This is a genomic window from Bacillus sp. UNC125MFCrub1.1 (assembly GCF_000701305.1).
In the GTDB taxonomy this organism is placed as follows: Bacteria; Bacillota; Bacilli; order Bacillales; family Bacillaceae; genus Bacillus; species Bacillus altitudinis.
Genome location: NZ_JNIG01000010.1, coordinates 239344 through 261931, shown reverse-complemented (window position 1 = coordinate 261931; position 22588 = coordinate 239344). Strand labels below are relative to the sequence as shown.

The 22588-nt window shown below is 43.9% G+C and carries 21 protein-coding genes; 16 read left to right on the top strand and 5 right to left on the bottom strand.

Going from position 1 to position 22588, the window contains the following annotated elements; genetic code table 11:
- Window positions 1–117: 117 nt before the first annotated feature.
- From N521_RS06465 to N521_RS06435, 7 genes are all read left to right on the top strand, one after another.
- The gene (locus tag N521_RS06465) at window positions 118–975 is read left to right on the top strand and encodes a citryl-CoA lyase (RefSeq protein WP_081832182.1); all 858 of its coding nucleotides are present in this window, start codon (window positions 118–120) and stop codon (window positions 973–975) included.
- The gene (locus N521_RS06460; protein WP_035390520.1) at window positions 972–2405 is read left to right on the top strand and encodes an aldehyde dehydrogenase family protein; all 1434 of its coding nucleotides are present in this window, start codon (window positions 972–974) and stop codon (window positions 2403–2405) included. Before N521_RS06465 ends, N521_RS06460 begins: the two co-directional genes overlap by 4 nt.
- 9 nt (window positions 2406–2414) lie before the next feature.
- Complete coding sequence (gene aroD / locus N521_RS06455; protein WP_035390518.1) at window positions 2415–3188, top strand: type I 3-dehydroquinate dehydratase; 774 nt, start codon at window positions 2415–2417, stop codon at window positions 3186–3188.
- Window positions 3189–3226: 38 nt separating this feature from the next.
- Window positions 3227–4987, top strand: coding sequence for a thiamine pyrophosphate-binding protein (locus N521_RS06450; protein WP_035390516.1), 1761 nt, complete (start codon window positions 3227–3229; stop codon window positions 4985–4987).
- A gap of 23 nt (window positions 4988–5010) precedes the next feature.
- Window positions 5011–5391 (top strand): cupin domain-containing protein, encoded by a 381-nt coding sequence (locus tag N521_RS06445; RefSeq protein WP_008342095.1) that lies wholly within the window; start codon window positions 5011–5013, stop codon window positions 5389–5391.
- Between the two features lie 87 nt (window positions 5392–5478).
- Complete coding sequence (locus tag N521_RS06440) at window positions 5479–6681, top strand: CaiB/BaiF CoA transferase family protein (protein ID WP_035390514.1); 1203 nt, start codon at window positions 5479–5481, stop codon at window positions 6679–6681.
- Between the two features lie 45 nt (window positions 6682–6726).
- Window positions 6727–8037: an MFS transporter gene (locus tag N521_RS06435; RefSeq protein WP_008342087.1), complete on the top strand. Its 1311-nt coding sequence runs from the start codon at window positions 6727–6729 to the stop codon at window positions 8035–8037.
- A gap of 40 nt (window positions 8038–8077) precedes the next feature.
- Here the strand turns inward: N521_RS06435 and N521_RS06430 are convergent, their stop codons facing one another.
- Window positions 8078–9439 (bottom strand): hypothetical protein, encoded by a 1362-nt coding sequence (locus N521_RS06430; protein ID WP_035390512.1) that lies wholly within the window; start codon window positions 9437–9439, stop codon window positions 8078–8080.
- Window positions 9440–9582: 143 nt separating this feature from the next.
- Here N521_RS06430 and N521_RS06425 point away from each other — a divergent pair, with 143 nt between their 5' ends.
- Both N521_RS06425 and N521_RS06420 read left to right on the top strand, forming a co-directional pair.
- Complete coding sequence (locus N521_RS06425; protein ID WP_017366579.1) at window positions 9583–10356, top strand: IclR family transcriptional regulator; 774 nt, start codon at window positions 9583–9585, stop codon at window positions 10354–10356.
- Window positions 10357–10441: 85 nt separating this feature from the next.
- Window positions 10442–10999 (top strand): shikimate kinase, encoded by a 558-nt coding sequence (locus N521_RS06420; RefSeq protein WP_007498270.1) that lies wholly within the window; start codon window positions 10442–10444, stop codon window positions 10997–10999.
- 38 nt (window positions 11000–11037) lie between these two features.
- Here the strand turns inward: N521_RS06420 and N521_RS06415 are convergent, their stop codons facing one another.
- Complete coding sequence (locus N521_RS06415; protein ID WP_035390510.1) at window positions 11038–11811, bottom strand: class I SAM-dependent methyltransferase; 774 nt, start codon at window positions 11809–11811, stop codon at window positions 11038–11040.
- Window positions 11812–11929: 118 nt separating this feature from the next.
- Here N521_RS06415 and N521_RS06410 point away from each other — a divergent pair, with 118 nt between their 5' ends.
- Window positions 11930–12835, top strand: coding sequence for a LysR family transcriptional regulator (locus N521_RS06410; protein WP_017366581.1), 906 nt, complete (start codon window positions 11930–11932; stop codon window positions 12833–12835).
- 198 nt (window positions 12836–13033) lie between these two features.
- On the opposite strand, the gene N521_RS06405 is transcribed toward N521_RS06410, so the two are convergent.
- Window positions 13034–13819: a carbon-nitrogen family hydrolase gene (locus N521_RS06405; protein ID WP_035390508.1), complete on the bottom strand. Its 786-nt coding sequence runs from the start codon at window positions 13817–13819 to the stop codon at window positions 13034–13036.
- Between the two features lie 209 nt (window positions 13820–14028).
- Between N521_RS06405 and N521_RS06400 the strand changes: the two genes are divergently transcribed.
- A complete protein-coding gene (locus N521_RS06400) occupies window positions 14029–14991 on the top strand; it encodes an acetylxylan esterase (protein WP_035390506.1) in 963 nt (320 codons plus the stop codon).
- Between the two features lie 72 nt (window positions 14992–15063).
- On the opposite strand, the gene N521_RS06395 is transcribed toward N521_RS06400, so the two are convergent.
- The gene (locus tag N521_RS06395; RefSeq protein WP_008342068.1) at window positions 15064–15378 is read right to left on the bottom strand and encodes a hypothetical protein; all 315 of its coding nucleotides are present in this window, start codon (window positions 15376–15378) and stop codon (window positions 15064–15066) included.
- Between the two features lie 59 nt (window positions 15379–15437).
- On the opposite strand from N521_RS06395, the gene N521_RS06390 reads away from it, so the two are divergent.
- From N521_RS06390 to N521_RS06370, 5 genes are all read left to right on the top strand, one after another.
- Window positions 15438–16241, top strand: coding sequence for a nucleotidyltransferase domain-containing protein (locus tag N521_RS06390; RefSeq protein ID WP_081832181.1), 804 nt, complete (start codon window positions 15438–15440; stop codon window positions 16239–16241).
- Between the two features lie 161 nt (window positions 16242–16402).
- On the top strand, window positions 16403–17320 hold the full coding sequence (locus N521_RS06385) for a proline dehydrogenase family protein (protein ID WP_007498256.1): 918 nt from the start codon (window positions 16403–16405) through the stop codon (window positions 17318–17320).
- Between the two features lie 23 nt (window positions 17321–17343).
- Complete coding sequence (gene pruA, locus N521_RS06380) at window positions 17344–18891, top strand: L-glutamate gamma-semialdehyde dehydrogenase (RefSeq protein WP_035390504.1); 1548 nt, start codon at window positions 17344–17346, stop codon at window positions 18889–18891.
- A gap of 125 nt (window positions 18892–19016) precedes the next feature.
- Window positions 19017–20249 carry a PucR family transcriptional regulator gene (locus N521_RS06375; RefSeq protein WP_008342058.1) on the top strand — a complete coding sequence of 411 codons (1233 nt, stop codon included), beginning with the start codon at window positions 19017–19019 and terminating at the stop codon, window positions 20247–20249.
- 129 nt (window positions 20250–20378) lie between these two features.
- Window positions 20379–21677: an arsenic transporter gene (locus tag N521_RS06370; RefSeq protein ID WP_008342056.1), complete on the top strand. Its 1299-nt coding sequence runs from the start codon at window positions 20379–20381 to the stop codon at window positions 21675–21677.
- Window positions 21678–21901: 224 nt separating this feature from the next.
- Here the strand turns inward: N521_RS06370 and N521_RS06365 are convergent, their stop codons facing one another.
- Complete coding sequence (locus N521_RS06365; protein WP_008347854.1) at window positions 21902–22579, bottom strand: amino acid ABC transporter permease; 678 nt, start codon at window positions 22577–22579, stop codon at window positions 21902–21904.
- Window positions 22580–22588 lie beyond the last annotated feature (9 nt).

Genomic DNA, 22588 nt, shown 5'->3' with positions numbered 1-22588 from the left:
AATGATTGACGATAAAAACGAATGCGCTTACAATGAAAACACATTCCAAAAAGTGAAATTGAATTCCACTAGACGGAATTAGAGGAGTCGTTCATCTCCAAATAAGTGGCTAAAGGAATGATTCACACAATGAAAAATCGAAGTGCACTGGAAATATACAAAGAAGGAGGCGCTTGGTGGGAGACTGAGATTAGTCATATTCAAAAAAATTCAATTGAACTTCGGGGCTATCCAATTGAAGAGCTTATTGGTCAATTATCGTATCCACAAATGCTTTATCTACTGCTTGTTGGTGAATTACTAGATGATTCGAAGGCAGCTCTTTTTGAAAGTGTTCTGGTCGCAGGTGCGGATCATGGGCCAAGGGCACCGTCTATTGCAGCGGCAAGAATGGCGGTTACGTGCGGCATTTCGTTTAATTCTTCTGTTGCAACAGGGGTGAATCTATTAGGTGATATTCATGGTGGAGCCGGTGAAAAGGCGATGCGTATGTTATACGAAGCCAAAGCAGCCTATGATGAACACAAGGATATCAAGTCTGCTGCAAAGCAAGTATGTCAGACATGGTTAGCCCGCAAGGAAAAAATTCCGGGAATCGGTCATCAGCTGCATGATGATGATCCGAGAGTGAGACGGCTGTATGAGCTGAGTCAAACATATGTGCAGCAAGGTGATATCAGCGGAACATACTTACGGTTAGCTGAGGCGATTAGACATGAACTAGAACAATTAAAAGGGAAAAAAATCACGATGAACATAGATGGTGTATCTGCTGCGATCCAATGTGAATTAAACATTCCAGCTGAAGCGGCAAAAGGCATCTTTTCCTTATCGAGAGGAATGGGCATCGTGGCGCATGCATATGAAGAGCTGACAAAAGGTGCCCTAGTGAAAGGCCCTTGTCCGAATGAAGAAAGACTGGTTCGTTATGCGGGGGTCGGGACGCGTCACTTGAAGGAGGGTGAGAAAATTTGAGTGAATTGAAAGCGTTGTCATATATAAGCGGCGAATGGCTGGATGCAAACCATGGCAAAGAAGATATCATCAATCCATACTCTGGGGAAAGCATCGGTACATCCTATCTTGCCTCCTCAGAAGATATTGAACAAGCGCTTTCTATTGCGCAGCAAGCTAAAAAACAAATAGCGGCAATATCAGCATTAGAACGCTCAACGCTTCTAACAAAGGCAGCCGCCTTATTGGAAGAACAAAAAGAGCATTTTGCAAAACTCATTTCTTTAGAATTAGGCAAACCGCTTAAAAATACAAGAGATGAAGTCTCACGATCAATTGAAACGCTGGCGCAGTCAGCCGAAGAAGCCAATCGACTAATCGGTGAGACTATTCCTGGCAATGTATCTTCCCGTGGACAGAGAGCAATGGCGATGACATTTAAAGTGCCGGTTGGGGTTGTGCTGGCGATTACGCCTTTTAATGCGCCTCTCAACTTAATTTGTCACAAAATCGGTCCAGCTTTTGCGGCAGGGAATGCCATTATTTTAAAACCAGCACCGCAAACATCAGCTGTTGCCACAGCGTTTGTTAAGCTCCTGCTTGAAGCAGGGTTTCCAGAAAAGAGCGTGCAGCTTGTGATTGGAGGAGTAGACGCCGGCAAGCAGTTAGTCACTGATGAAAGAACCAATCTTGTTTCTTTTACTGGCGGTGCGGTGGGCGGAGAACATATTTCAAACTCTGCTGGATTAAAAAAGGTACTGCTGGAACTCGGAGGAAATGGAGCGACGATTGTTCATCATGATGCAGATATCGAGCAAGCCGCCTCTCTTTGTGCCAAAACGGGCTTTAGCAACTCTGGTCAAAGCTGTATTTCTGTTCAAAGAATTTATGTTCACAAGCAAATTTTGTCGACATTTACTGAGACACTTAAACAAAAAGTAGAACAGCTCGTCGTTGGAGATCCGCTGTCTAATGAAAGTGATATCGGCTGTATGGTTGATGTACAGGCAGCAAAACGTGTGGAGGCATGGATACAAGAGGCAGAGAAAATGGGTGCCGAGCTTCTATCTGGAGGACAACGAAATGGCGCAAGCATCACACCGGCTATTTTGCTAAACCCGCCAAAACAAGCCAAGGTCGTCTGTGAAGAAGTGTTCGGTCCAGTTGTCAGCATTCTCCCATATGAGGAGCTGGATGAGGCAATCAAAGAAGCAAACGATAGTCGATATGGTTTGCAGGCAGGTGTCTTTACGAATCAGCTAGATGTTGCGTTACACGCAGCAAAAGAGCTTGAAACTGGTGGCGTAGTCATCAATGGGACATCGAATTTCAGACTAGATCACTGGCCATATGGCGGGATTAAACGAAGCGGTATTGGAAGGGAAGGCCCGCGTTTCGCCATCGAAGAGATGACCGAAACCAAAATGGTTGTGCTGCCAAATGGTCTATAAAGGGGGCAGATGGACGTGAATGTCTTTCAGCAAAAGGTGAAAAGTGCGCAGACAGGCGGTCAGCCAATGATTTGTACGCCGCTCATTGGACAAACAAAGGAAGAATTGTTTCTTGAAGTTGAGGTGTTAGCTGAGAAGAAGCCTGATGTGATAGAGTGGCGAGCGGATTTTTTCAATCACCTCAATGACAAGGAACAAGTCATCACCACCCTGAAAGGGATGATTGAAAAGGCAGGTAGCATCCCATTTTTATTCACCATTCGTTCTGAAAAAGAGGGCGGCGAACGCATCTCACTCTCAGAGGATGAAAAGGTTTCCCTGCTTGTCGAGCTTTGTGCCACTCAGCTTGTGGCTGCCGTTGATTTTGAATTAATGCATGATGTCTCGCATATCCAGCAAGTCAGTCAGGCGGCTAAGAGAAACGGGGTCATCTTGATTGTGTCGTACCACGATTTCCAGCGTACCCCGGAGGCGGATCGGCTCGTGGAACTATTCACCAATGCAGAATCGGTCGGTGCCGACATTGCAAAGATCGCCGTCATGCCGCATTCCTATGAGGATGCACTGACACTGCTCTCTGCGACAGGCAAGGCGAAAAAGCATCTGTCCATCCCCGTTATTTCGATGGCGATGGGGGAATATGGCGCCTTCACAAGAATGGTAGGTGGACTCTTTGGGTCTGTCATGACCTTTGCTGTAGGGAAAGAAAGCTCAGCACCTGGACAAGTTGCGATACAGGATTTGAATACCGTTCTATCGATTGTGTTTTCAAAGAATCAGTGAGTAGCAGATTCATAGCTGCACCGTGAGAGGAGAGAAACATGAAGAAGAATATATCTACACAGGTCATTCAGTATTTAGAAAATCGAGGAGTTGAGCATATCTTCGGTCTGTGCGGTCATACGAATATTGCTTTTTTATCAGCCCTAGAAAAAAGCCGTATTCAATTTGTGAATGTTAGACATGAACAGATAGCGGCGCATGCAGCAGACGGTTATGCACGAGCGAAAAAACAGACGGCTGTTGTGCTCAGTCACTTAGGTCCTGGACTCACCAATGCGGCAACAGGCGTAGCGAATGCCGCACTCGATTCCATTCCAATGGTTGTCATTGCAGGAGATGTTCCAAGTCATTACTACGGAAAGCACCCACACCAAGAAATCAATCTTCATTCCGATGCTTCTCAATACGAAATTTATCGCCCATTTGTGAAAAGAGCATGGCGAGTCGACATTCCAGAATTATTTCCAGAAATTTTATCAAAAGCGTTTCAGTTAGCTGAAAGCGGCCGCCCTGGGCCAGTCCTGATTTCAGTTCCGATGGATGTGTTCTCAAAAGACTTAGATGTGTCGTTATTTGAACAAATCGCTCATCATACACAAACCGTTGAAAAACCATCTATTGATGATCAAACAGCGAATCGGATAATAGATCGATTGCTGCAGGCAGACAAACCGCTTTTATATGTAGGGGGAGGCATTTTACTAGCCGATGCAGCAGAAGAGTTAAAGGCATTTTCTGATCATTTGAGTATCCCTGTTGCCCATTCTTTGATGGGGAAAGGGGCGATGCCAGATGATCATCCAATGACCCTTGGCATGACAGGGTTTTGGGGGACGAAATTTATCAATGATCAGTGTAAAGCAGCGGATTATATATTGGCATTAGGCACCCGTTTTGCTGAAGCAGATGCGAGTTCGTGGGAATCGGAGTATACGTTCAATTTCCAATCAACCAAGCTCATCCATATTGACATTGATCCGAATGAAATTGGCCGAAATTATCCTGTGGAAATTGGAGCAGTAGCAGATCTCAAGCAGGCGCTGACTGTACTTAATCGTGTGGCGAAAGAAAGGCTGCCAGAAGGTCTGGATCGCCCTCAATTGAAAAAGGACATTGCGGCATATCGTGAGGAATTTCAGAAGAGCAATTTGACGAATATTCAAGACGAGTCTTTCCCAATGAAACCACAGCGTATTTTGCAGGAAGTGCGGGAAGTATTGCCACCTGATGCCTTCATTACAACCGATGTTGGCTGGAATAAAAATGGGGTCGGACAGCAATTTCCTGTATACACGCCAGGCACTATTTTAACCCCAGGTGGTTTTGCGACGATGGGATTTGGCGCTCCTGCTGCACTTGGAGCAAAGATTGCCCAACCTGACCGTGTCGTTGTATCACTTGTTGGGGACGGCGGTTTCGGTCAAAATCCATCTGTTCTCGCAACAGCCATGGAAGAAAACATTCCTGTCGTGTGGATTGTGATGAACAACAGTGCGTTTGGGACGATCGCCGGCTTGCAAATGGCACACTATGAAACGACTTACGGCACTGTTTTTAGAAAAGATGGAGAAAGCTATTCGCCTGATTTTGCAGCCATTGCAAGAGGTTATGGGATGAAGGGGATCAAAATTACGGCGGCTTCTGAATTCAAAGAAGCTTTGGCTGAAGCAATCGCTTCTCAGGAGCCATGTGTCATTGATGTAGCGATGAAAAATGATCCAGTGCCTACTGATGGACATTGGAACATTAATGATATTTATTCACCAAATACAAAACGTTCACATGTCAGTGTGAACTAAACATGACTAGGGAGGAATCAACAATGAAAATTAAAGTATTAAATCCATTTCAAGACGGTCATCCATTATGGTTAGGTTTAGATCATCCAGAAGAGAAAATGATTCGGAAAGTGTTTCAAACGATCACACCAGATACCGTAGGGTCAGAGCATATGATGGCAGGTCTCACTATTTTTGAGCCGGGCGAAGCAAGCTCGGTACACAATCACCCGGGTTCAGAGGAATTTGATTATGTGATTAAAGGGTCTGGCGAAGTCATTTGCGATGGAGAAAGACAATCATTTAAACAAAATGACTTTATGTTTATTCCAGATGGTGTCTCACATCAGCATGTGAACACAGGGGACGAACCTTTATGGCTGATTTGGCTCTATACACCGCAAGGGCAGCTTCCGAAGGACTAAAAAAACCTTGCACGAGAGAAAGAAGAAAAGGGGCTAAAATAGAAAGCATTTTAGCCCTTTATCAATTGAATGAAAGGGAGTCAAGCAATGAATAAGAATACACCGCTTGAAGGAATCAAAATATTAGATGTTTCTACGATGATTGCTGCACCATACGGCGCGGTGCTTCTAGGGGATTTCGGTGCAGAGGTCATTAAAGTCGAGATTCCCGGAAAAGGGGATACACTGCGGCATGTTGGCCCTTTTGCAGATGGTGAACCTTTGAGATGGTCAGGGCTTTCAAGGAATAAGAAATCTCTTACACTCGATTTGCACAAAGAAGAAGCAAAAGACATTTTTAAAAAGCTTGCAGCGCAGGTTGATGTGATCATTGAAAATTTTCGTCCAGGAACACTTGAAAAATGGGACGTTGGGTACGATGTATTAAAAGAAATCAACCCTCGTTTAATTATGATTCGTGTTTCGGGTTATGGGCAAACCGGTCCGTTTAAGGACAAGGCGGGATTTGGTACACCTGCGACGGCGTTTAGCGGCTTTACATATATTCAAGGGTTTCCAGATCGGCATCCAGTCAGCCCTTCCTTTTCCCTTACGGATTATATCGCAGGAATCTATGTGGCGTTTGCCACTGTGACAGCGATGTATTACCGTGACACACATTCAGAAGGAACTGGGCAAATGGTGGATTTGGCTCTCTATGAATCTGTGTTCCGCATGTTAGAATTTTTGGTTGCTGAATATGACAAGCTAGGAAAGGTGCGTGAGCGTTCACCAGGGTTAAGCGGTCATTCAAGCCCTGCCGGCACCTATGAGACAAAGGACGGGCATTATTTGGTTCTTGTGACGAGTACAGATTCGACCTTTAATCGATTGGCAGAGGCGATGAATCGCTTAGATTTACTTGAGAACGAGAAATTCTCTGTGAATGCAGCCAGGCTGAAGCATAACGATGAAATGGATGCGATCGTCTCGCAGTGGATTGCGTCCAAAACAAGAGATGACGTCCTAGACATTCTAGATACACATGGTGTGCCTGTGAGTCCGATTCTAAGCATTCGGGATATCTTTGAGCATCCGCAATTTAAAGCACGAGAAAATATTGTCGAGGTGCATCACCCGCGACTTGGAAAAGTGAAGGTGCCTGGGATCATTCCGAAGTTTGAAAAAACCCCCGGTAGTATCCGCCATATTGCGCCTGATTTAGGTGAACATAATTATGAAATTTTAACGAAAATGCTTGGCTTCACAGAAGAAGAGTGTAAACAGTTAGAAGAAAAAGGGGTCATTTAAGACACTCAACCGATCCGCACGCTGCGGAAACAAAGGAGGATGGTTATGAAAGTGCATTCAGAACTGAAGGGGAACGACTTGCGGCCTGCTTATGCGAAACCAACAAAAGCTCGTTTCGGCATCTTGATTCTGTTGTTTTTTATTACCGCTATTAACTATATTGATCGAGCCAGTGTATCCATTGTTGCACCTGCGATTCAGTCTTCATTGCAATTAAACCCTGCCTTATTAGGCCTCATCTTTTCAGCATTTAGCTGGACCTATACAGCCATGCAGATCCCTGGCGGCTTTATTCTTGATAAGTTTGGATCAAAGGTAACGTATGGAATATCACTCATTACTTGGTCTATTTTCACCGGTTTACAGGCGTTTGCGAACAGCTTTGCCTTCTTATTTGGCTGCCGTTTGTTTATCGGAATTACAGAATCTCCCGCATTTCCTGCGAATAACCGCATTGTGACCACATGGTTTCCAAGGCGGGAACGCGCATTTGCAACAGGGGTTTATACCGCTGGAGAGTATGTGGGGCTTGCATTTGCGACACCTCTTCTTTTTTGGATCATGACAACTTTCGATTGGAGAACCGTCTTTATCACTGCTGGTGCGCTCGGTATTATATTTGCTTTCTTTTGGTACAAGTATTATCACGAACCGAAAGAGCATCCGAAGATCAATGAAGATGAGTTAGAATTGATCCGTCAAGGCGAAGGGCTGACAGTGGCATCACAGGAGAAACTGAAATGGGCAGACTTTGCCGCACTTTTAAAATATCGTAAATTGATTGGACTCTATATTGGTCAATTTTCTGTTGCGTCTACCCTCTTTTTCTTTTTAACATGGTTTCCGACCTATTTAGCAGAGGCGAAAAATATGGCCTTTCTCAAAGTGGGTTTTGCGGCATCCCTGCCATACATCGCTGCATTCTTTGGGGTGCTGTTTGGAGGCTATGTGTCTGACTGGTTGCTTAAAAAGGGTGTATCGGTCAATGTAGCGAGAAAGCTGCCGGTTGTGGTCGGTCTGCTTCTGACAAGTACCATTGTTTTAGCGAATTTTACAACGAATATCCCGCTTGTGCTGACCATTTTATCCATCGCTTCCTTTGCACAAGGACTGTCTAATATCTCCTGGACCATGCTGTCTGAGGTGGCACCACGAGAAATGGTCGGTCTGGCTGGCGGCGTATTTAACTTTTTTGCTAACTTATCCGGCATCATCACCCCGCTGATTATCGGATTCATCGTATCGGCGACAGGCTCTTACAACGGCGGTATTTTATTCGTCAGCCTAGTGGCATTAGGCGGAGCGTTGTCGTATATCTTTATTGTAGGTAAGATTGAACGGATTCAATTAAAATAATAGAGAGCAAGAAAAAGAGAACTCATAGGGTTCTCTTTTTCTATGAATAAAAGATGACGGTGATGATCGTTGCACATGCGATCCCCATGCTGATATAAAAACCAGCAAACCAGATATTCCATCGAGTGATTCGGTAAGGATTGACCTTCATCAAATCGGCTAATAGGGAGACAGATACATTATATGGGCTAAACATGACCGTTGAGGTTCCAGCGATAATGAGCATGATTGCGATGGGAAGGGCAGGCAGTTCATGAATGACAGGTGCCATCAAGCTCACTAATAGAGCAAGCGAAACGAGCGGGTGAAAACCGCAAAGAGCGGTGATGAGAAAATACAGCCCGATGACCCCATAAACCCAAATGGCATGATCTGATATACTGACGATAAATGCTTGAATCGGCTGCAGGCTGTTTGTGACAAGCAGCATATCGACAAAGAAGCCTGCGCTTAAAAATAGACACATATAATTGGAGAGCTGGCGGGTCCGTTCTTTCCAATGGGGAATAGCGACGGCTACATATTGTTTTCGTTTATTGATGATAGACGAGAATAATAGAGCGAAAGGAATAATCGTCAGCACAACAGCGAACAGATAACCTTTCCCAATCCAGGCGTCAACAAGCGAAACGACTGTCATAAAACTGAGCAGCATAAAAGCAAGCTGAAGGGTTTTTCTCTTGATGCGATGAGGGTTGGAGTGAGCTTCCGCCGGCTGGATGATATGCGGCAATCGTTTGCTTTGACGAGAAAACAGCAACCAATCCGTCAACAGCACAAGCACCATTAAACAAAACGTAACGGGTGCAATCTGATAATATTTCAATTTGGTTGCATCAATGGTGACACTCACCAGTACTTCGACAGGACTCCAGCTAAGACATAGCGCATATGACCTTAAAAGATTGCGCGTATAAAGGTGCTGTTTGATTTGTTCCTGAAGGGCGTTCAGCGATGGTTTCAAGGATGTATATAATAAGGGAATCGTTGCGATATTTAAAAACATGCCAAGAACATGAGTGACAAATGAACTCTTGCGATAAAGCTGATTTGTACTCGTTGTATGTAAAGTAAGCAGTTTATTTAATTGAGTATCGAAATGTCCAACATGTATGAGAGAATGAATAAATGGCAACATGAAAAATAAAGAAAGCAAGCCTAGCATGGAATGAAAATGAAGAAAAAGCGTATGCAAAGGCTGTTCTGACCAGAAAAATAACACCAATCCAATCAAGAGAAACATAGCACCCGTTTTCAAATAAAGCCCACTTGCCTTCTTAAAGGAAATGATGAGCGAAGCAGCCGCCAGCAGACCAACCAAATAGGAGAGAATGGGAGCAGGGAATAGTTGATGAACGATGTATAAGCTAATAAGAAGTGTGAAAATGAGCAGGTAGATCATGATATCTCCTCCATCAAAACATCTATTGGTTTTATTCCGTACAGTGGAATTTGTTTTCTTTTAATGGAACATTTAAAATGGATTATAGCAAAATTGGTCAATCATGTCGATAAGAAATCAAAGGGGAAAAGGAGAAAGTGAACATGGCTGATAAGAAGTCAAAAGAAGAATCAGGATTGCGTACCGTTCAGCGCGCTTTGGATATTCTTTCTTGCTTTAGCGAAGAACGTCAAGAGTTGACGCTAACGGACATTTCAAAAGAGATGAACTTAGCAATGTCTACCACAACGAGACTGCTCAAGGCACTTGAAATGAATCATTTTGTGGAAAAGAACCAAGAGACAATGAAGTACCGGCTCGGTCAAAGACTTTATCTTCTCGGTTATATTGCTGGGAAGTCCATCAAATTGAGGGAACTGGCAAAACCGCTCATGTACACACTTCGTGATGAAACAAAGGAAACCGTCAACCTGTATGTGCTCGATCACAAAAGCAGGGTATGTATTGAACAAGCCGAAGGGCTGCAATCGATTCGGCATCTTGTGAAAATCGGTGAGAAGTTGCCGTTATACGCTGGTGCTGGTGGAAAGGTGCTGCTTGCTTTCCAAAGCGAAGAGTTTCAACAGCAAGTTTTCGCATCTGAGGCTGATCACATGACGATGGAGGAATGGCAAAAAGAATGTCGTCATATTCTTGAAACGCATACCGCTTGCAGTATTGATGAACGGGAAGTCGGATCGGCGGCAGTGGCGGCACCGATCTTTAACATTCATGGGGAAGTGCAGGCATGTTTATCCATATCTGGACCGACCCAACGATTTACTGAAGATGTCATCCCTCAGCTGCAGCAAAAAGTGAAAGAGCATGCCGAGAAGCTCTCCGAACAGCTCGGTTACGTCGTCAAACACAATTTTTAAGAATGCCTATCTTTTCTCAGTCCATTTATCATATAATAGAAACATTATGTAGCATTCCTTGTCGTAAGGAGGACGTGTCACGAACATGAAAAACAATAGAGAGATTCCTGTGAGACAGCGAAATATTGTCCTCATTGGCTTTATGGGCGTTGGGAAAACAACCATTGGGCAGCTGGTTGCCAAAAAGTTATATAGAGATTTTATTGATGTTGATCAGGAGATTGAGAAAAAGTACAACATGACGATTCCAGAAATGTTTCAGCAAAAAGGAGAAGCGTTCTTCAGACAGGCTGAAAAGGACTATATCGTCGATTTATGTGAACATACTCAGCTAAAGATCGTGTCTCTTGGAGGCGGTGCGTTTAAACAGGAAGAAATCAAACGATCTTGCTTAAAGCATTGTACGGTTCTTTTCCTTGACCTATCTTGGGAGAATTGGAAACAACGGCTGGATATTTTAATTGAAAACCGTCCTGTTCTTCATAACCGCACGCTTGACGAGATGAAAGAGCTGTTTGAAGAGCGCCGGGAAATTTATTCCCTTCATAACTCAAGAGTGGAAACAGATCATCTAGAAGCTGAAGAAGTCGCCAATTATATTGTCGACACACTCAAGCTTGGCTGGGATTTATATTCTAAATAAAAAGTCTACCGCTTTAGGGTAGACTTTTTTCTATAGGATCAGTGTTTGATCCCTTGAAGCAGTGCGGCTTTTAGGCAAAAGGATATTGGCTGACGATGTTCGTCGAATTGCAGTTGAAACAGCTGTTTCGTTTCATCGTCTGCAGCATGAAGGTGGGCAACGATTTCCTTTTGAACATTTTCTGGTGTACGTCCACGTATGATCCAGTCCTGATAATCAATATGCAGATCCCAGTAACGGATATCTTCTTTCGTCAGATGGTTGTCAGCGAAAAGCTCTTTCCATTCTGATAACGAGCTTTCTCGCACATGGGAGGGATCTCTCAGTCTATTTAAATGATTAATAAAGTCATCCTGTGCTTGGTTTTCAGGTGCATAATGATCCACAAGTAGAAATTTGCCGCCTTTCTTTAAGACTCGGCTGATTTCAGACATGGCTGCCGGGAGATGTGGGAAGTGATGAGCAGCAAATCGGCATGTGACGAGATCAAATGATGCATCAGAAAAGGGCAATGCGTCTGCGGATGCCTGCTCAAACGTAATGTGGTTCAGCTGGCGCTCATCCGCAAGTGCTGTAGCAACCTCGATCATTTTGTGTGTGACATCAATCCCGATTCCTTTAGAGATGACGTCTGAAAAGGAAAAAACGGTATGACCTGCCGCGCAGCCGATATCAAGTAGATGCTCATCGCCCTTTGCCTTCGCCGCCGTTTTCATCCATTCAAGTTCTTTTCCAGCTGCAAAGATAGGTGAATCTCGGTAGTTCTCTGCATTTTGTGAGAATTGTTTCTCGGCTTTTGAATATGGATTCATTCCTTTACCCCCTTTTTGTTGTTTCTTTATCGTAGGGTTCTTCCCGTGATTTGTCTAAGACATAAAAGATATGATATGAATAGTTAAAACCTATGAGGTGAGAGAAGTGGATATACGAATGATGGAATATGTCATGGAAGTGTACCGGCAGCAAAGCTTTACAAAAGCAGCGGAAAAACTTCACATTGCACAGCCCTCATTAAGTCAGCAAATTAAAAAACTTGAGGAGGAATTAGATACTCCTCTGTTTATTCGGAAGTATGGACAAGTCACTCCTACACCTCAAGGAAACCGATTGATCAAAAGAGCAGAGACCATTTTGAAGGAACGAGATGATTTGTTACGTGAGATGGGGGAAGCTGCTTATGAGGTAGGGAAAGAACTGAAGATCGGTGCGCCAGCTGTCACAGGGGGATATGTCCTGCCAAGTTTATTAAAAACCTATTGTCAAACGTATCCGCACGTTCACGTTCATTTGATAGAAGAATCGCCTCGTGAGCTAGAAAGACGTTTACTCGCTGGGAAACTGGATCTTGCGATTCTTTCTCTGCCTGTCGAGCATGAATCATTGAAAACAAAACAAATGCTGACAGAGCCGCTTCTCCTCGCCATTCCGCAAACGGCTCAACCGTGGTTGACGGATGAACTCAATGAAATCATCAATCAAGCGGATCAAGAAGGGTCTGTCCCGTTTCATCTTCTGGAAGATGCCCCATTTATTATGCTGAAAGAGGGATATGGCTTTCGGCAAGTGGTCACGGAACTGTGCCGTCATCATGGCTTTCGGCCTAGGATTGCATTTGAAACAAGTCATATTCAAACAGCTCAGGCATTGGTTGAAAATGAGCTAGGGGTGACAGTGGTGCCGAAAATGGTGGCACAAGAGGAAAGGAAAGCAGTCACTTATTTACACATTGATTCATGCCCAACCCGCACACTTGTGTTTGCATATGTGGAAGAAAGATATTTAACGAAAGCCGCTCAAGCCTTCATGGACCTTCAACAGAATCAAGGAAAAGCTTAAACAAACGTTTAATTAAACGCAAAAAGCAGGGGAGTCCCCTGCTTTTACCTTTTTTCAGCGTGATAGAAAACCTTTGCAGTTTAGGAAGGACGAGTACCGACGCGGAGCGAATTTGACATTCGTGAGCACCGGCACGCAGGACTGACACCGAATGCGAGGGTTTGTCTACACGCTGAAAGCAGGGGAGTCCCCTGCTTTCTAATATAAATCCAGCCGCTGATCTGTCATGACGGGGATTTGTTGTCTCACTTCATCTACGAGCTGAAGATCAATGTTTGCATAATAAATGTCTTCTTCATCATTTGTCTCAAGCAGAATGCGTCCGAGCGGGTCAATCACCATGGAGTGACCAGGGAATTCAGTGTCTCTGCTTGTGCCCGTCCGGTTCACCGCAATCACAAATGACTGATTCTCAATGGCTCTTGCGATGAGCAGACTGCGCCAATGGTCCACTCTTGCTGACGGCCATTGAGCGGTATTAACAAGCACCTTCGCCCCTTTGTTCACGAGCGTCCTAGAAAGCTGAGGGAAGCGGAGGTCATAGCAGATCATGGTGCCAATCTTGACATCTTCATCATAGTTAAATAAACCAAGCTGATGACCGGCGGTTAAATAGTTGTGTTCATCCATTAAGCGGAATAAATGAATTTTATCATAATCTAACAAAAGCTCACCTTGACGGTCAAACACATACATTGTGTTGGTGATATCTTCATTTGTTGTCCGTTTATTCAAGACACTTCCAGCGATGAGATACACTTTGTGTTTACGAGCAAAGGAAGAGAAGAGTTGTTTTGTCCGCTCACCATCTGCATCGGCAAGCTCATCCGCTTGTTCCAGCGCATAGCCGGTATTCCACATTTCAGGTAGAATAATCAAATCAGGCTGTTGACGGATGGCCTCTTCTAAAAACGCTTCTGCTTTCTGAAAGTTTACATCAGGTTCTCCTATTTGTACGTCCATTTGAATCAGGGCGATGTTCATGTCGGTCGTCCTCCTTTATTCGTTTCATGCAATGAATGGTTCGTTGATATTGCCTGAAACATCTAGTCTTCAAGCCAGTTTCTTTATCATAAAGCTTTCCGCTATCTTTGCCAATAGAAATGTCAGAAGGTTTTGTTAAATGACTTTCTCAATCAAGAAATGAGTGGTATGATACTCATAACTAATAAAACAAAGGGGAATAGTATGATATGCAATTGTTCGATTTATCACTAGAAGAGCTAAAAAAATATAAACCAAAGAAAACAGCACGTCCTGATTTCTCAGACTTTTGGAAGAAATCGCTCGAAGAACTGCGCCAAGTGGAGGCAGAGCCAACACTTGAATCTTATGACTATCCAGTGAAAGGCGTCAAGGTGTACCGCCTGACGTATCAAAGCTTTGGACATTCTAAAATTGAAGGCTTTTATGCTGTGCCTGATCAAACTGGTCCGTATCCAGCGCTCGTTCGTTTTCATGGCTATAATGCCAGCTATGACGGCGGCATTCACGACATCGTCAATTGGGCGCTGCATGGCTATGCGACGTTTGGAATGCTTGTCCGTGGTCAAGGTGGCAGTGAAGACACATCAGTGACACCAGGCGGGCATGCATTAGGGTGGATGACAAAAGGCATTTTATCGAAGGATACGTACTATTATCGAGGCGTTTATCTAGATGCTGTTCGTGCACTCGAAGTCATTCAGTCTTTCCCCGAAGTAGATGAACACCGTATCGGCGTGATCGGTGGAAGTCAGGGGGGGGCGTTAGCGATTGCGGCCGCAGCCCTTTCAGACATTCCAAAAGTCGTTGTGGCAGACTATCCTTACTTATCAAATTTTGAGCGTGCGGTTGATGTAGCCTTGGAGCAGCCTTATTTAGAAATCAATTCATACTTTCGCAGAAACAGTGATCCTGAAGCTGAAGAAAAGGTATTTGAGACATTAAGTTACTTTGATTTAATCAATTTAGCCGGCTGGGTGAAACAGCCAACATTGATGGCGATCGGTCTGATTGATCAAGTGACACCGCCATCCACCGTGTTTGCGGCATACAATCATTTAGAAACAGATAAAGAGCTGAAAGTGTACCGATATTTTGGGCACGAGTTTATTCCTGCTTTTCAAACAGAGAAGCTGTCCTTTTTACAAAAGCATTTGCTTCTATCAACATAAGAGCATTGACAAAGAGCTAAAATGACATTCATTTTAGCTCTTTGTCTTTTTTCAGCTATTGGAGCGATCAGCTTAATAACTGGTGTTCTGTCTTGTTTTTTCATCAGGTACTAATGCTGTAACGATCAGGGCAAGGGCTGTGATGATGTGAAGGATGAATCCGAGAATCGGAATCCAGGCAAGGCAGGATGTCACAATGCCAATGATACTTCCAATCATTGGTCCTTGGTCTCGCTTCGATAAGACGAGTGTGATAATATGCAGAATAAGCATGACCATGAGCGGTGAATAGCCATTGCTGATAACGAATAGACCTCCGATCACAGGGATAGCAAGGCAAGCTTCAAAAATTCCAGTAATCCATTTCATGATGCGAGATATAGACATGAGGTTCAACTCCTTTTCATATAGGTCTTATTCGTATTTTCCCAAAAGGTGAAGAAGTCATGCAGAATTCTATAGAAAGAGTTGATGGACACTTGAGAGAAAGAATTAAGGAAGAGCTGAAAATCATCGAAGAAACGTATGACGTCAAGATTTGTCTCGCCGTTGAATCGGGCAGCAGGGCATGGGGATTTCCTTCAACTGACAGTGATTATGATGTTCGCTTTTTATACGTTCCCCGGAAAGAATGGTATTGGGCGATGGAAGAGCATCGTGATGTCATTGAACGGCCGATTGATGACATGCTTGATATCAGCGGCTGGGAGCTGCGAAAGGCGCTGCGTTTATTCAATAAATCGAATCCGTCCATTATGGAATGGCTGTCTTCTGATATCATTTATGCTGAATCTTTCTCTTTGGCAAAGCAGCTAAGAGAATTAAAGGATCGAGCGTTTTACCCTGCGGCTTTGATGTATCATTACCTCAATATGGCGAAGCGGAATGAGAGCCGGCATTTACGAGGAGAGCAGGTGCGAATCAAGAAGTATTTCTATGTGCTTCGTCCGCTGCTTGCCTGTCAGTGGATTGAACGCTACCGGACGGTTCCACCAATGGATTTTCATGAATTACTCAAGGAGCTAGTGGAGGAAGGCCCGCTGTTAGCAGAAATTCACGAACTGCTCAAACGTAAAATGGACGGAGAAGAAATGGATGTAGAGAACCGTCTCGCTCATGTCCATCCATTTATTGATCAAGAGCTGGTGCGTTTTGATGAATTGGTGAAAAGCTACAATCAGCCGAAAGACAATCTGATGCAAGAATTAAATGAGCTTTTGCAGTCTACCCTTGATGAGGTGTGGGCGTAAGCATGAAAGAGCCAGCCGGTTAGCGGTAGGCTCTTTTTTATCTCTTATTGTGATAAAACCACAAAAAAAGTCAGAATTTTTGTCATCTTCAAATATTGTAGCGGACAGCTCATGAGCCTTACAATAAAGACATAGCTTACAAAGAGTGGGAGGTGCCCTTTATGGAGTCGGTCACAAGAAATTTCTTCTTGTTTTTGTCAAAGAGCAGTCTCTTGAACCATATTGCTCGTAATTGGGGAAGTGCTGTTGCATCAAAGAAAATCATCGGTGGGAAGGATTTTGAGAGCGCTATCCCTGTCATCAAACGATTAAACGATCAAGGTATGGCCGTAACGGTTGATCACCTTGGTGAGTTTGTCACAAAGGCAGAGATTGCAAATGAGCGGACGAATGAGTGTATTCAAACCATTCAGCGAATTGCAGAGGCGGGACTCAATTCCCACGTCTCACTTAAAATGACATCGCTTGGCTTAGATATTGACGATGATCTCGTGTATCGCAATATGAAAAGCATTTTAGATACGGCAGAGAAACACCGTATTATGGTGACAATTGATATGGAGGATGAACAGCGCTGTCAAAAAACGCTGGACATTTTTAAAGAAATGAAATCTCAGTATGAGTATGTCAGTACGGTTTTGCAGGCGTATTTGTACAGAACAGAACAAGATCTTGATGACCTAAATGAGTTGCAGCCATTTTTAAGACTTGTAAAGGGTGCCTATAAGGAATCCGCCGAAGTGGCGTATCCAAACAAAAAAGACGTCGATCAGAATTACAAGAAGCTGATCGAAAAGCAATTACTCTCAGGGAACTATACAGCCATTGCGACACATGACGATCAAATGATCGAGTTCACGAAACATATTGTGAAAAAACACAATATACAGACAGATCAGTTCGAATTTCAAATGTTGTATGGCATGAGATCAGAAACGCAGCAAGCACTCGTGAAGGAAGGCTATCAAATGAGGGTCTACACCCCGTATGGAAGAGAGTGGTATGGCTACTACATGAGACGTCTTGCAGAACGACCGGCAAACATTGCATTTGCTTTAAAAGGGATGACGAGAAAATAATTTGAAACGGGAGCGTGACAAAGATGACAACACCTTACAAGCATGAACCATTCACGGATTTTAGCCAGGAAGAAAATCGCCAAGCGTTTGAACAAGCATTAGCCAAAGTAACAGAATCACTTGGGCAAACCTATCCGCTTGTGATTAATGGAGAAAGAATCGAAACAACAGACAAGATTATCTCGATCAATCCGGCGAAGAAGGAAGAAGTCGTGGGTACCGTATCAAAAGCTGGGAAAGAAGAGGCAGAGCAAGCGATTCAAGCTGCGGCAAAAGCGTTTGAAACATGGCGCTACACGTCTCCAGAAGAAAGAGCAGGCGTCTTATTCCGCGCTGCGGCAAGCATTCGCCGTAAAAAGCATGAGTATTCAGCCCTTCTCGTAAAAGAAGCAGGGAAGCCTTGGAATGAAGCGGATGCAGATACAGCAGAAGCCATTGACTTCCTAGAGTATTATGCCCGTCAAATGCTAGAGCTTGCGAAAGGCAAACCGGTGAACAGCCGCGAAGGGGAACGCAATCAATATGTGTACACACCAACTGGCGTGACGCTTGTCATTCCACCATGGAACTTCTTGTTTGCGATCATGGCAGGAACAACAGTAGCGCCAATCGTCACTGGGAATACAGTTGTTTTAAAACCAGCAAGTGCGACGCCTGTCATTGCTGCCCGCTTTGTAGAAGAACTGGAGCAAGCAGGTCTTCCGAAAGGTGTTGTCAACTTTGTGCCAGGTAGCGGAGCAGAAGTAGGAGATTACTTAGTAGATCATCCGAAAACAAGCCTTATTACATTCACTGGATCAAGAGAAGTGGGCACACGTATTTTTGAACGTGCGGCAAAAGTACAGCCAGGACAACAGCATTTAAAGCGTGTCATTGCTGAAATGGGCGGTAAAGATACAGTCGTTGTAGATGAGGATGCAGATGTTGAATTAGCGGCTAACGCCATTTTCACATCAGCCTTCGGTTTTTCAGGTCAGAAATGTTCAGCTGGATCTCGTGCTGTCGTCCACGAGAAGCTGTATGACCAAGTCGTTGAGCGAGTGAAGGAAATCACAGAAACGAAAACAACAGCGAATCCGTTATCAGCTGATGTGTACATGGGACCTGTCATTGATCAAGCTTCCTTTGACAAAATCACGGAATATATCGAAATTGGCAAGCAAGAAGGCCGTCTAGTCACTGGCGGAACAAGTGATGATTCAGAAGGGTACTTCATTCATCCAACCGTGTTTGCAGATCTAGAGCCAACATCTCGTTTAATGCAAGAAGAAATCTTTGGACCTGTCCTAGCTTTCTCAAAAGTCTCAAGCTTTGATGAGGCGCTTGAAGTAGCCAACAACACAGAATACGGGTTAACCGGTGCGGTCATTACAAATAATCGTGATCACATCAACCGTGCGAAGCAGGAGTTCCATGTCGGGAACCTTTACTTTAACCGTAACTGTACGGGAGCAATTGTGGGATACCATCCATTTGGCGGCTTTAAAATGTCAGGAACTGATTCAAAAGCAGGCGGACCAGATTATCTTGCTCTGCACATGCAGGCCAAAACGATCAGCGAAATGTTTTAATATGGAAAAGCATGAACTCGTGCAGGCGAGTTCATGCTTTTTTTACCTGTCTACGACTTGTTTCTATACAAATATGACTGGAAAGAAGTATGATAAATGTATCACTTATTCAGGGAGCAATCGGGATGGAAGAGATATTAGAAAAGCTTCATACATTTTTTGATGTCGATAAATTAATTGCATTTATTAGTGGGTATTTAAAAAAACCAGTCATTTTAGAAAGTACTGAATGTCAGCTGCTTGCTTATAATTCTTACAGCATCCAGCAGTTCGACCCAGTCAATCAGCAAACCATTTTCTCAAAGGAATGCCCGGGAGCTGTGGTGGATTGGTTAAAAAAAACAGGGGTCATTGAGCAGCTATATACAGATTCAAATCCTTTTTATGTGAATGGTCATGAGGAGCTCGGGTTTAATCGACGAGTGGCTGTGAGCGCCAAACACAAACAAGAGGTTGTCGGCTTTATTTGGGTGCAGGACATTGAAGATTCTCTCTCTCAAGAGGAGCTGCAATTTTTACACGAGGCATCGTTTCAGGTTGGAAAAGTCATTTATAAAAATAAGAAGCAGTTGGAGAAAAAGGAAGGCAAGATTGAAGAGTTCTTCAAAAAGGTCATGGATGATCATTTTTATACAGAAGAAGAGCTAAAATGGGAAGCTGAGAATTTAAGCATACCACTGCCAGCTGTCTTTACTGTGATGGTTGTTCATGCCGCCGATAACAAAAGTGAGACGGCAGAAGATGTGAAGGATATGATTAGAACCTATTTACAGCTAGAAGACAAGGTCAATCATGTCTACTCTGTGCAAGCAGACATCGTCGTGATATTAGGCAGTTTGTCAGATCGCCACTCACCAAAAGCGACCGCTGCGGATGTCGTCGCCCATCTTCAATCGAAAACGCATACACACCCATCTCCTTTATATATTGGGATGGGAAGAGAATATCGAGATGTCATGAAAATGAGCACAAGTCGATTTGAAGCGATAGAAGTCGTGAAAGCAGTGAAGATTGTCGGCGGACAGGAATTGATTCCATACGATTACGAGCATTTGGGGGTCTTCCGGTTCTTAGACTCGATTTACAGTCACCAAAAAAAGAAAAACGACTTCAATCCAGATTTGTTGCGCCTAAAGGAAAAAGACCGTGACAGCCAAACATCATTTTTAAAAACTTTAGAGGTCTACTTATTGAATAATTGCAAGCTAAAACCAGCTGCAGAGCAGTTGTTTATTCATCAAAATACACTAAACTATCGAATGAAACAAATTTTTGAAATGACGTCTATCGATTTAAGTCATTTTAGCCAGCGATGTGAGTTATTTATTGAATTGATGCTGATGAAAAAAGATCAATAGGCGTGGACTCCGCAGGTGCAAAGGCTGACCTGCGGATTTTTATGCGAGATGATAAAATGGCATACAATTGCCTTATTTCGTTGTATGATAGATAAAGATTTTATAAGGAAAGTGAAAGGAGGGCCACCTTTGGGATCAGTCACCTTGGCCATTTTGATTTTCATCATGACCCTCGTCCTTGTCATTTGGCAGCCAGGACGTTTAACCATTGGATGGTCAGCATGCGGGGGAGCGATTCTTGCGCTTGCTTTTGGGGTCGTTCATTTGGGCGATGTATGGGAAGTTACCCAAATTGTCTGGAACGCCACCTTTGCATTTATTGGAATTATCATCATTTCATTGATTTTAGATGAGATTGGTTTTTTTGAATGGGCGGCACTTCATATGGCAAAAGCCGCAAGAGGGAACGGGGTCCGCATGTTTATTTATTTAACATTGCTCGGCGCTGTGGTAGCAGCTTTTTTTGCCAACGATGGAGCGGCACTTATCTTAACCCCGATCGTTTTATCTGTGGTCAGAGCACTGAAGCTGGATGAGCGTATGATCCTGCCATTTGTCATGGCAAGCGGCTTTATTGCAGATACGACGTCTTTGCCATTTGTCATTAGTAACTTGGTCAATATCGTATCAGCCGATTATTTTCATATTGGCTTTCTTGAATATACAGCAAACATGTTCGTTCCAAACCTTGTATCGCTTGGCGCTAGTATGCTTGTGTTGTATGTGTTTTATCGGAAACTCATCCCGAAAACGTACGATGTTTCGCAGGCGAAGGAACCAGCTTCGGCCATTCGTGATCTGCGCATGTTCCGGTTATCTTGGTATGTGTTAGGGTGCTTGCTTGTTGGATATTTTGCTGGCGAATTGGCAGGCATTCCGGTGTCAATCATTGTAGGAGGCATTGCCATTGCTTTCTTATGGCTGGCGAAACGGAGTCCACAAGTAGCGACAAAACGAGTCGTCAAAGAAGCGCCGTGGTCGATTGTGTTTTTCTCTATCGGCATGTATGTCGTGGTGTATGGGCTGAAAAATGTCGGCCTGACAGAAATTTTAGCAGCGTGGATTGAACAGGGGGCGTCACACGGTTTACTTGCGGGAACGATGTTTATGGGGGTTCTGGCAGCCGTGTTATCCTCTGTCATGAACAACCTCCCAACCGTTTTAATTGATGCGATTGCCATCGGTCACACAGATACAGCAGGTGTGATGAGAGATGCACTGATTTATGCCAACGTCATCGGCTCAAACCTTGGTCCGAAAATGACCCCAATCGGTTCATTGGCGACATTGCTGTGGCTTCATGTCTTGAAGAAAAAAGGTGTGCATATTTCTTGGGGAGCATACATGAAAGCTGGAATCATTCTAACCATACCGACGCTGATCATCACGTTATTGGGGTTGTATGTGTGGTTATGGCTGATACATTAAAAAGCAGATCCAATGGATCTCAGCGCGTAGGCAAACCCTCGCATTCTTTGTCAGTCCTGCGTGCTGGTGCTCACGAATATCAAATTCGCTCTGCGCCAGTACTCGTCCTTCCTAGACTGCAAAGGTTTTCTATCACGCTGAAAAGAAAACAAAGGGCTAAAATCAAGTTCATTTTAGCCCTTTGTTAACAATCTAAGCAGATCCCATGGATCTGCTTTTTGTTGTTATAGATATTTTGCATAGCGTTTTTCCAAAAAGTCTTGGAGCAATGAGACCACACTGCATATGCCCCAGTAAATCAAGGCAACCAAAATATACATGGTCATATAATCGAATTCTCGTCCACCCACAATTTTTGCTTGCTGGAAGAGTTCGGGCACAGTAATCATTGCCGCTAGTGAGGAAGCTTTGATTAAATCAAGCATGACGTTGGTCAGGGGCGGCAGTGCAATGCGCACGGATTGAGGCAAGATGACTCCGCGCATCGTTTGCCAATAACTGAGACCAAGTGATTTGGCGGCTTCCACTTGACCACTTGGAACAGAGGAGAGAGCCGCCCGGTTAATTTCGGCAATGTATGCAGCACTATTGAAGCTGAATCCAATAATAGCAGCAGTGACAGCTGTAAATTCAATGCCGATGTAAGGGAATCCGAAATAAAGGATAAACAAAATGACCAGAATGGGAACCCCACGCATGAATGAAATATACAGTCGTGCAGGCAGCCGAAGGAACCACGTATTTGCCATTCGAGCAAGGGCAATAAAAAAGCCTAGAATCGTACCAAAAAACATGCTCACAAAAGAAATGAGCAGCGTCAGCCAGATGCCTTTCATGACAAATGGAAATGACGCTTTTGCCAGTGCAGGATTAAAGATATATTCTAAATGAATATCTCCCACGGCTGCGGC

What these genes read in the sequence shown, in the direction of transcription:
- N521_RS06465 (WP_081832182.1), top strand. Translation starts at nt 118, where the DNA reads ATGATTCACACAATGAAAAATCGAAGTGCACTGGAAATATACAAAGAA.
- N521_RS06440 (WP_035390514.1), top strand. Translation starts at nt 5,479, where the DNA reads ATGAATAAGAATACACCGCTTGAAGGAATCAAAATATTAGATGTTTCT.
- N521_RS06385 (WP_007498256.1), top strand. Translation starts at nt 16,403, where the DNA reads ATGGAGTCGGTCACAAGAAATTTCTTCTTGTTTTTGTCAAAGAGCAGT.
- aroD (WP_035390518.1), top strand. Translation starts at nt 2,415, where the DNA reads ATGGACGTGAATGTCTTTCAGCAAAAGGTGAAAAGTGCGCAGACAGGC.
- N521_RS06375 (WP_008342058.1), top strand. Translation starts at nt 19,017, where the DNA reads ATGGAAGAGATATTAGAAAAGCTTCATACATTTTTTGATGTCGATAAA.
- N521_RS06435 (WP_008342087.1), top strand. Translation starts at nt 6,727, where the DNA reads ATGAAAGTGCATTCAGAACTGAAGGGGAACGACTTGCGGCCTGCTTAT.
- N521_RS06425 (WP_017366579.1), top strand. Translation starts at nt 9,583, where the DNA reads ATGGCTGATAAGAAGTCAAAAGAAGAATCAGGATTGCGTACCGTTCAG.
- N521_RS06400 (WP_035390506.1), top strand. Translation starts at nt 14,029, where the DNA reads ATGCAATTGTTCGATTTATCACTAGAAGAGCTAAAAAAATATAAACCA.
- N521_RS06445 (WP_008342095.1), top strand. Translation starts at nt 5,011, where the DNA reads ATGAAAATTAAAGTATTAAATCCATTTCAAGACGGTCATCCATTATGG.
- N521_RS06415 (WP_035390510.1), bottom strand. Translation starts at nt 11,811, where the DNA reads ATGAATCCATATTCAAAAGCCGAGAAACAATTCTCACAAAATGCAGAG.
- N521_RS06410 (WP_017366581.1), top strand. Translation starts at nt 11,930, where the DNA reads ATGATGGAATATGTCATGGAAGTGTACCGGCAGCAAAGCTTTACAAAA.
- pruA (WP_035390504.1), top strand. Translation starts at nt 17,344, where the DNA reads ATGACAACACCTTACAAGCATGAACCATTCACGGATTTTAGCCAGGAA.
- N521_RS06420 (WP_007498270.1), top strand. Translation starts at nt 10,442, where the DNA reads ATGAAAAACAATAGAGAGATTCCTGTGAGACAGCGAAATATTGTCCTC.
- N521_RS06390 (WP_081832181.1), top strand. Translation starts at nt 15,438, where the DNA reads ATGCAGAATTCTATAGAAAGAGTTGATGGACACTTGAGAGAAAGAATT.
- N521_RS06405 (WP_035390508.1), bottom strand. Translation starts at nt 13,819, where the DNA reads ATGAACATCGCCCTGATTCAAATGGACGTACAAATAGGAGAACCTGAT.
- N521_RS06430 (WP_035390512.1), bottom strand. Translation starts at nt 9,439, where the DNA reads ATGATCTACCTGCTCATTTTCACACTTCTTATTAGCTTATACATCGTT.
- N521_RS06395 (WP_008342068.1), bottom strand. Translation starts at nt 15,378, where the DNA reads ATGTCTATATCTCGCATCATGAAATGGATTACTGGAATTTTTGAAGCT.
- N521_RS06450 (WP_035390516.1), top strand. Translation starts at nt 3,227, where the DNA reads ATGAAGAAGAATATATCTACACAGGTCATTCAGTATTTAGAAAATCGA.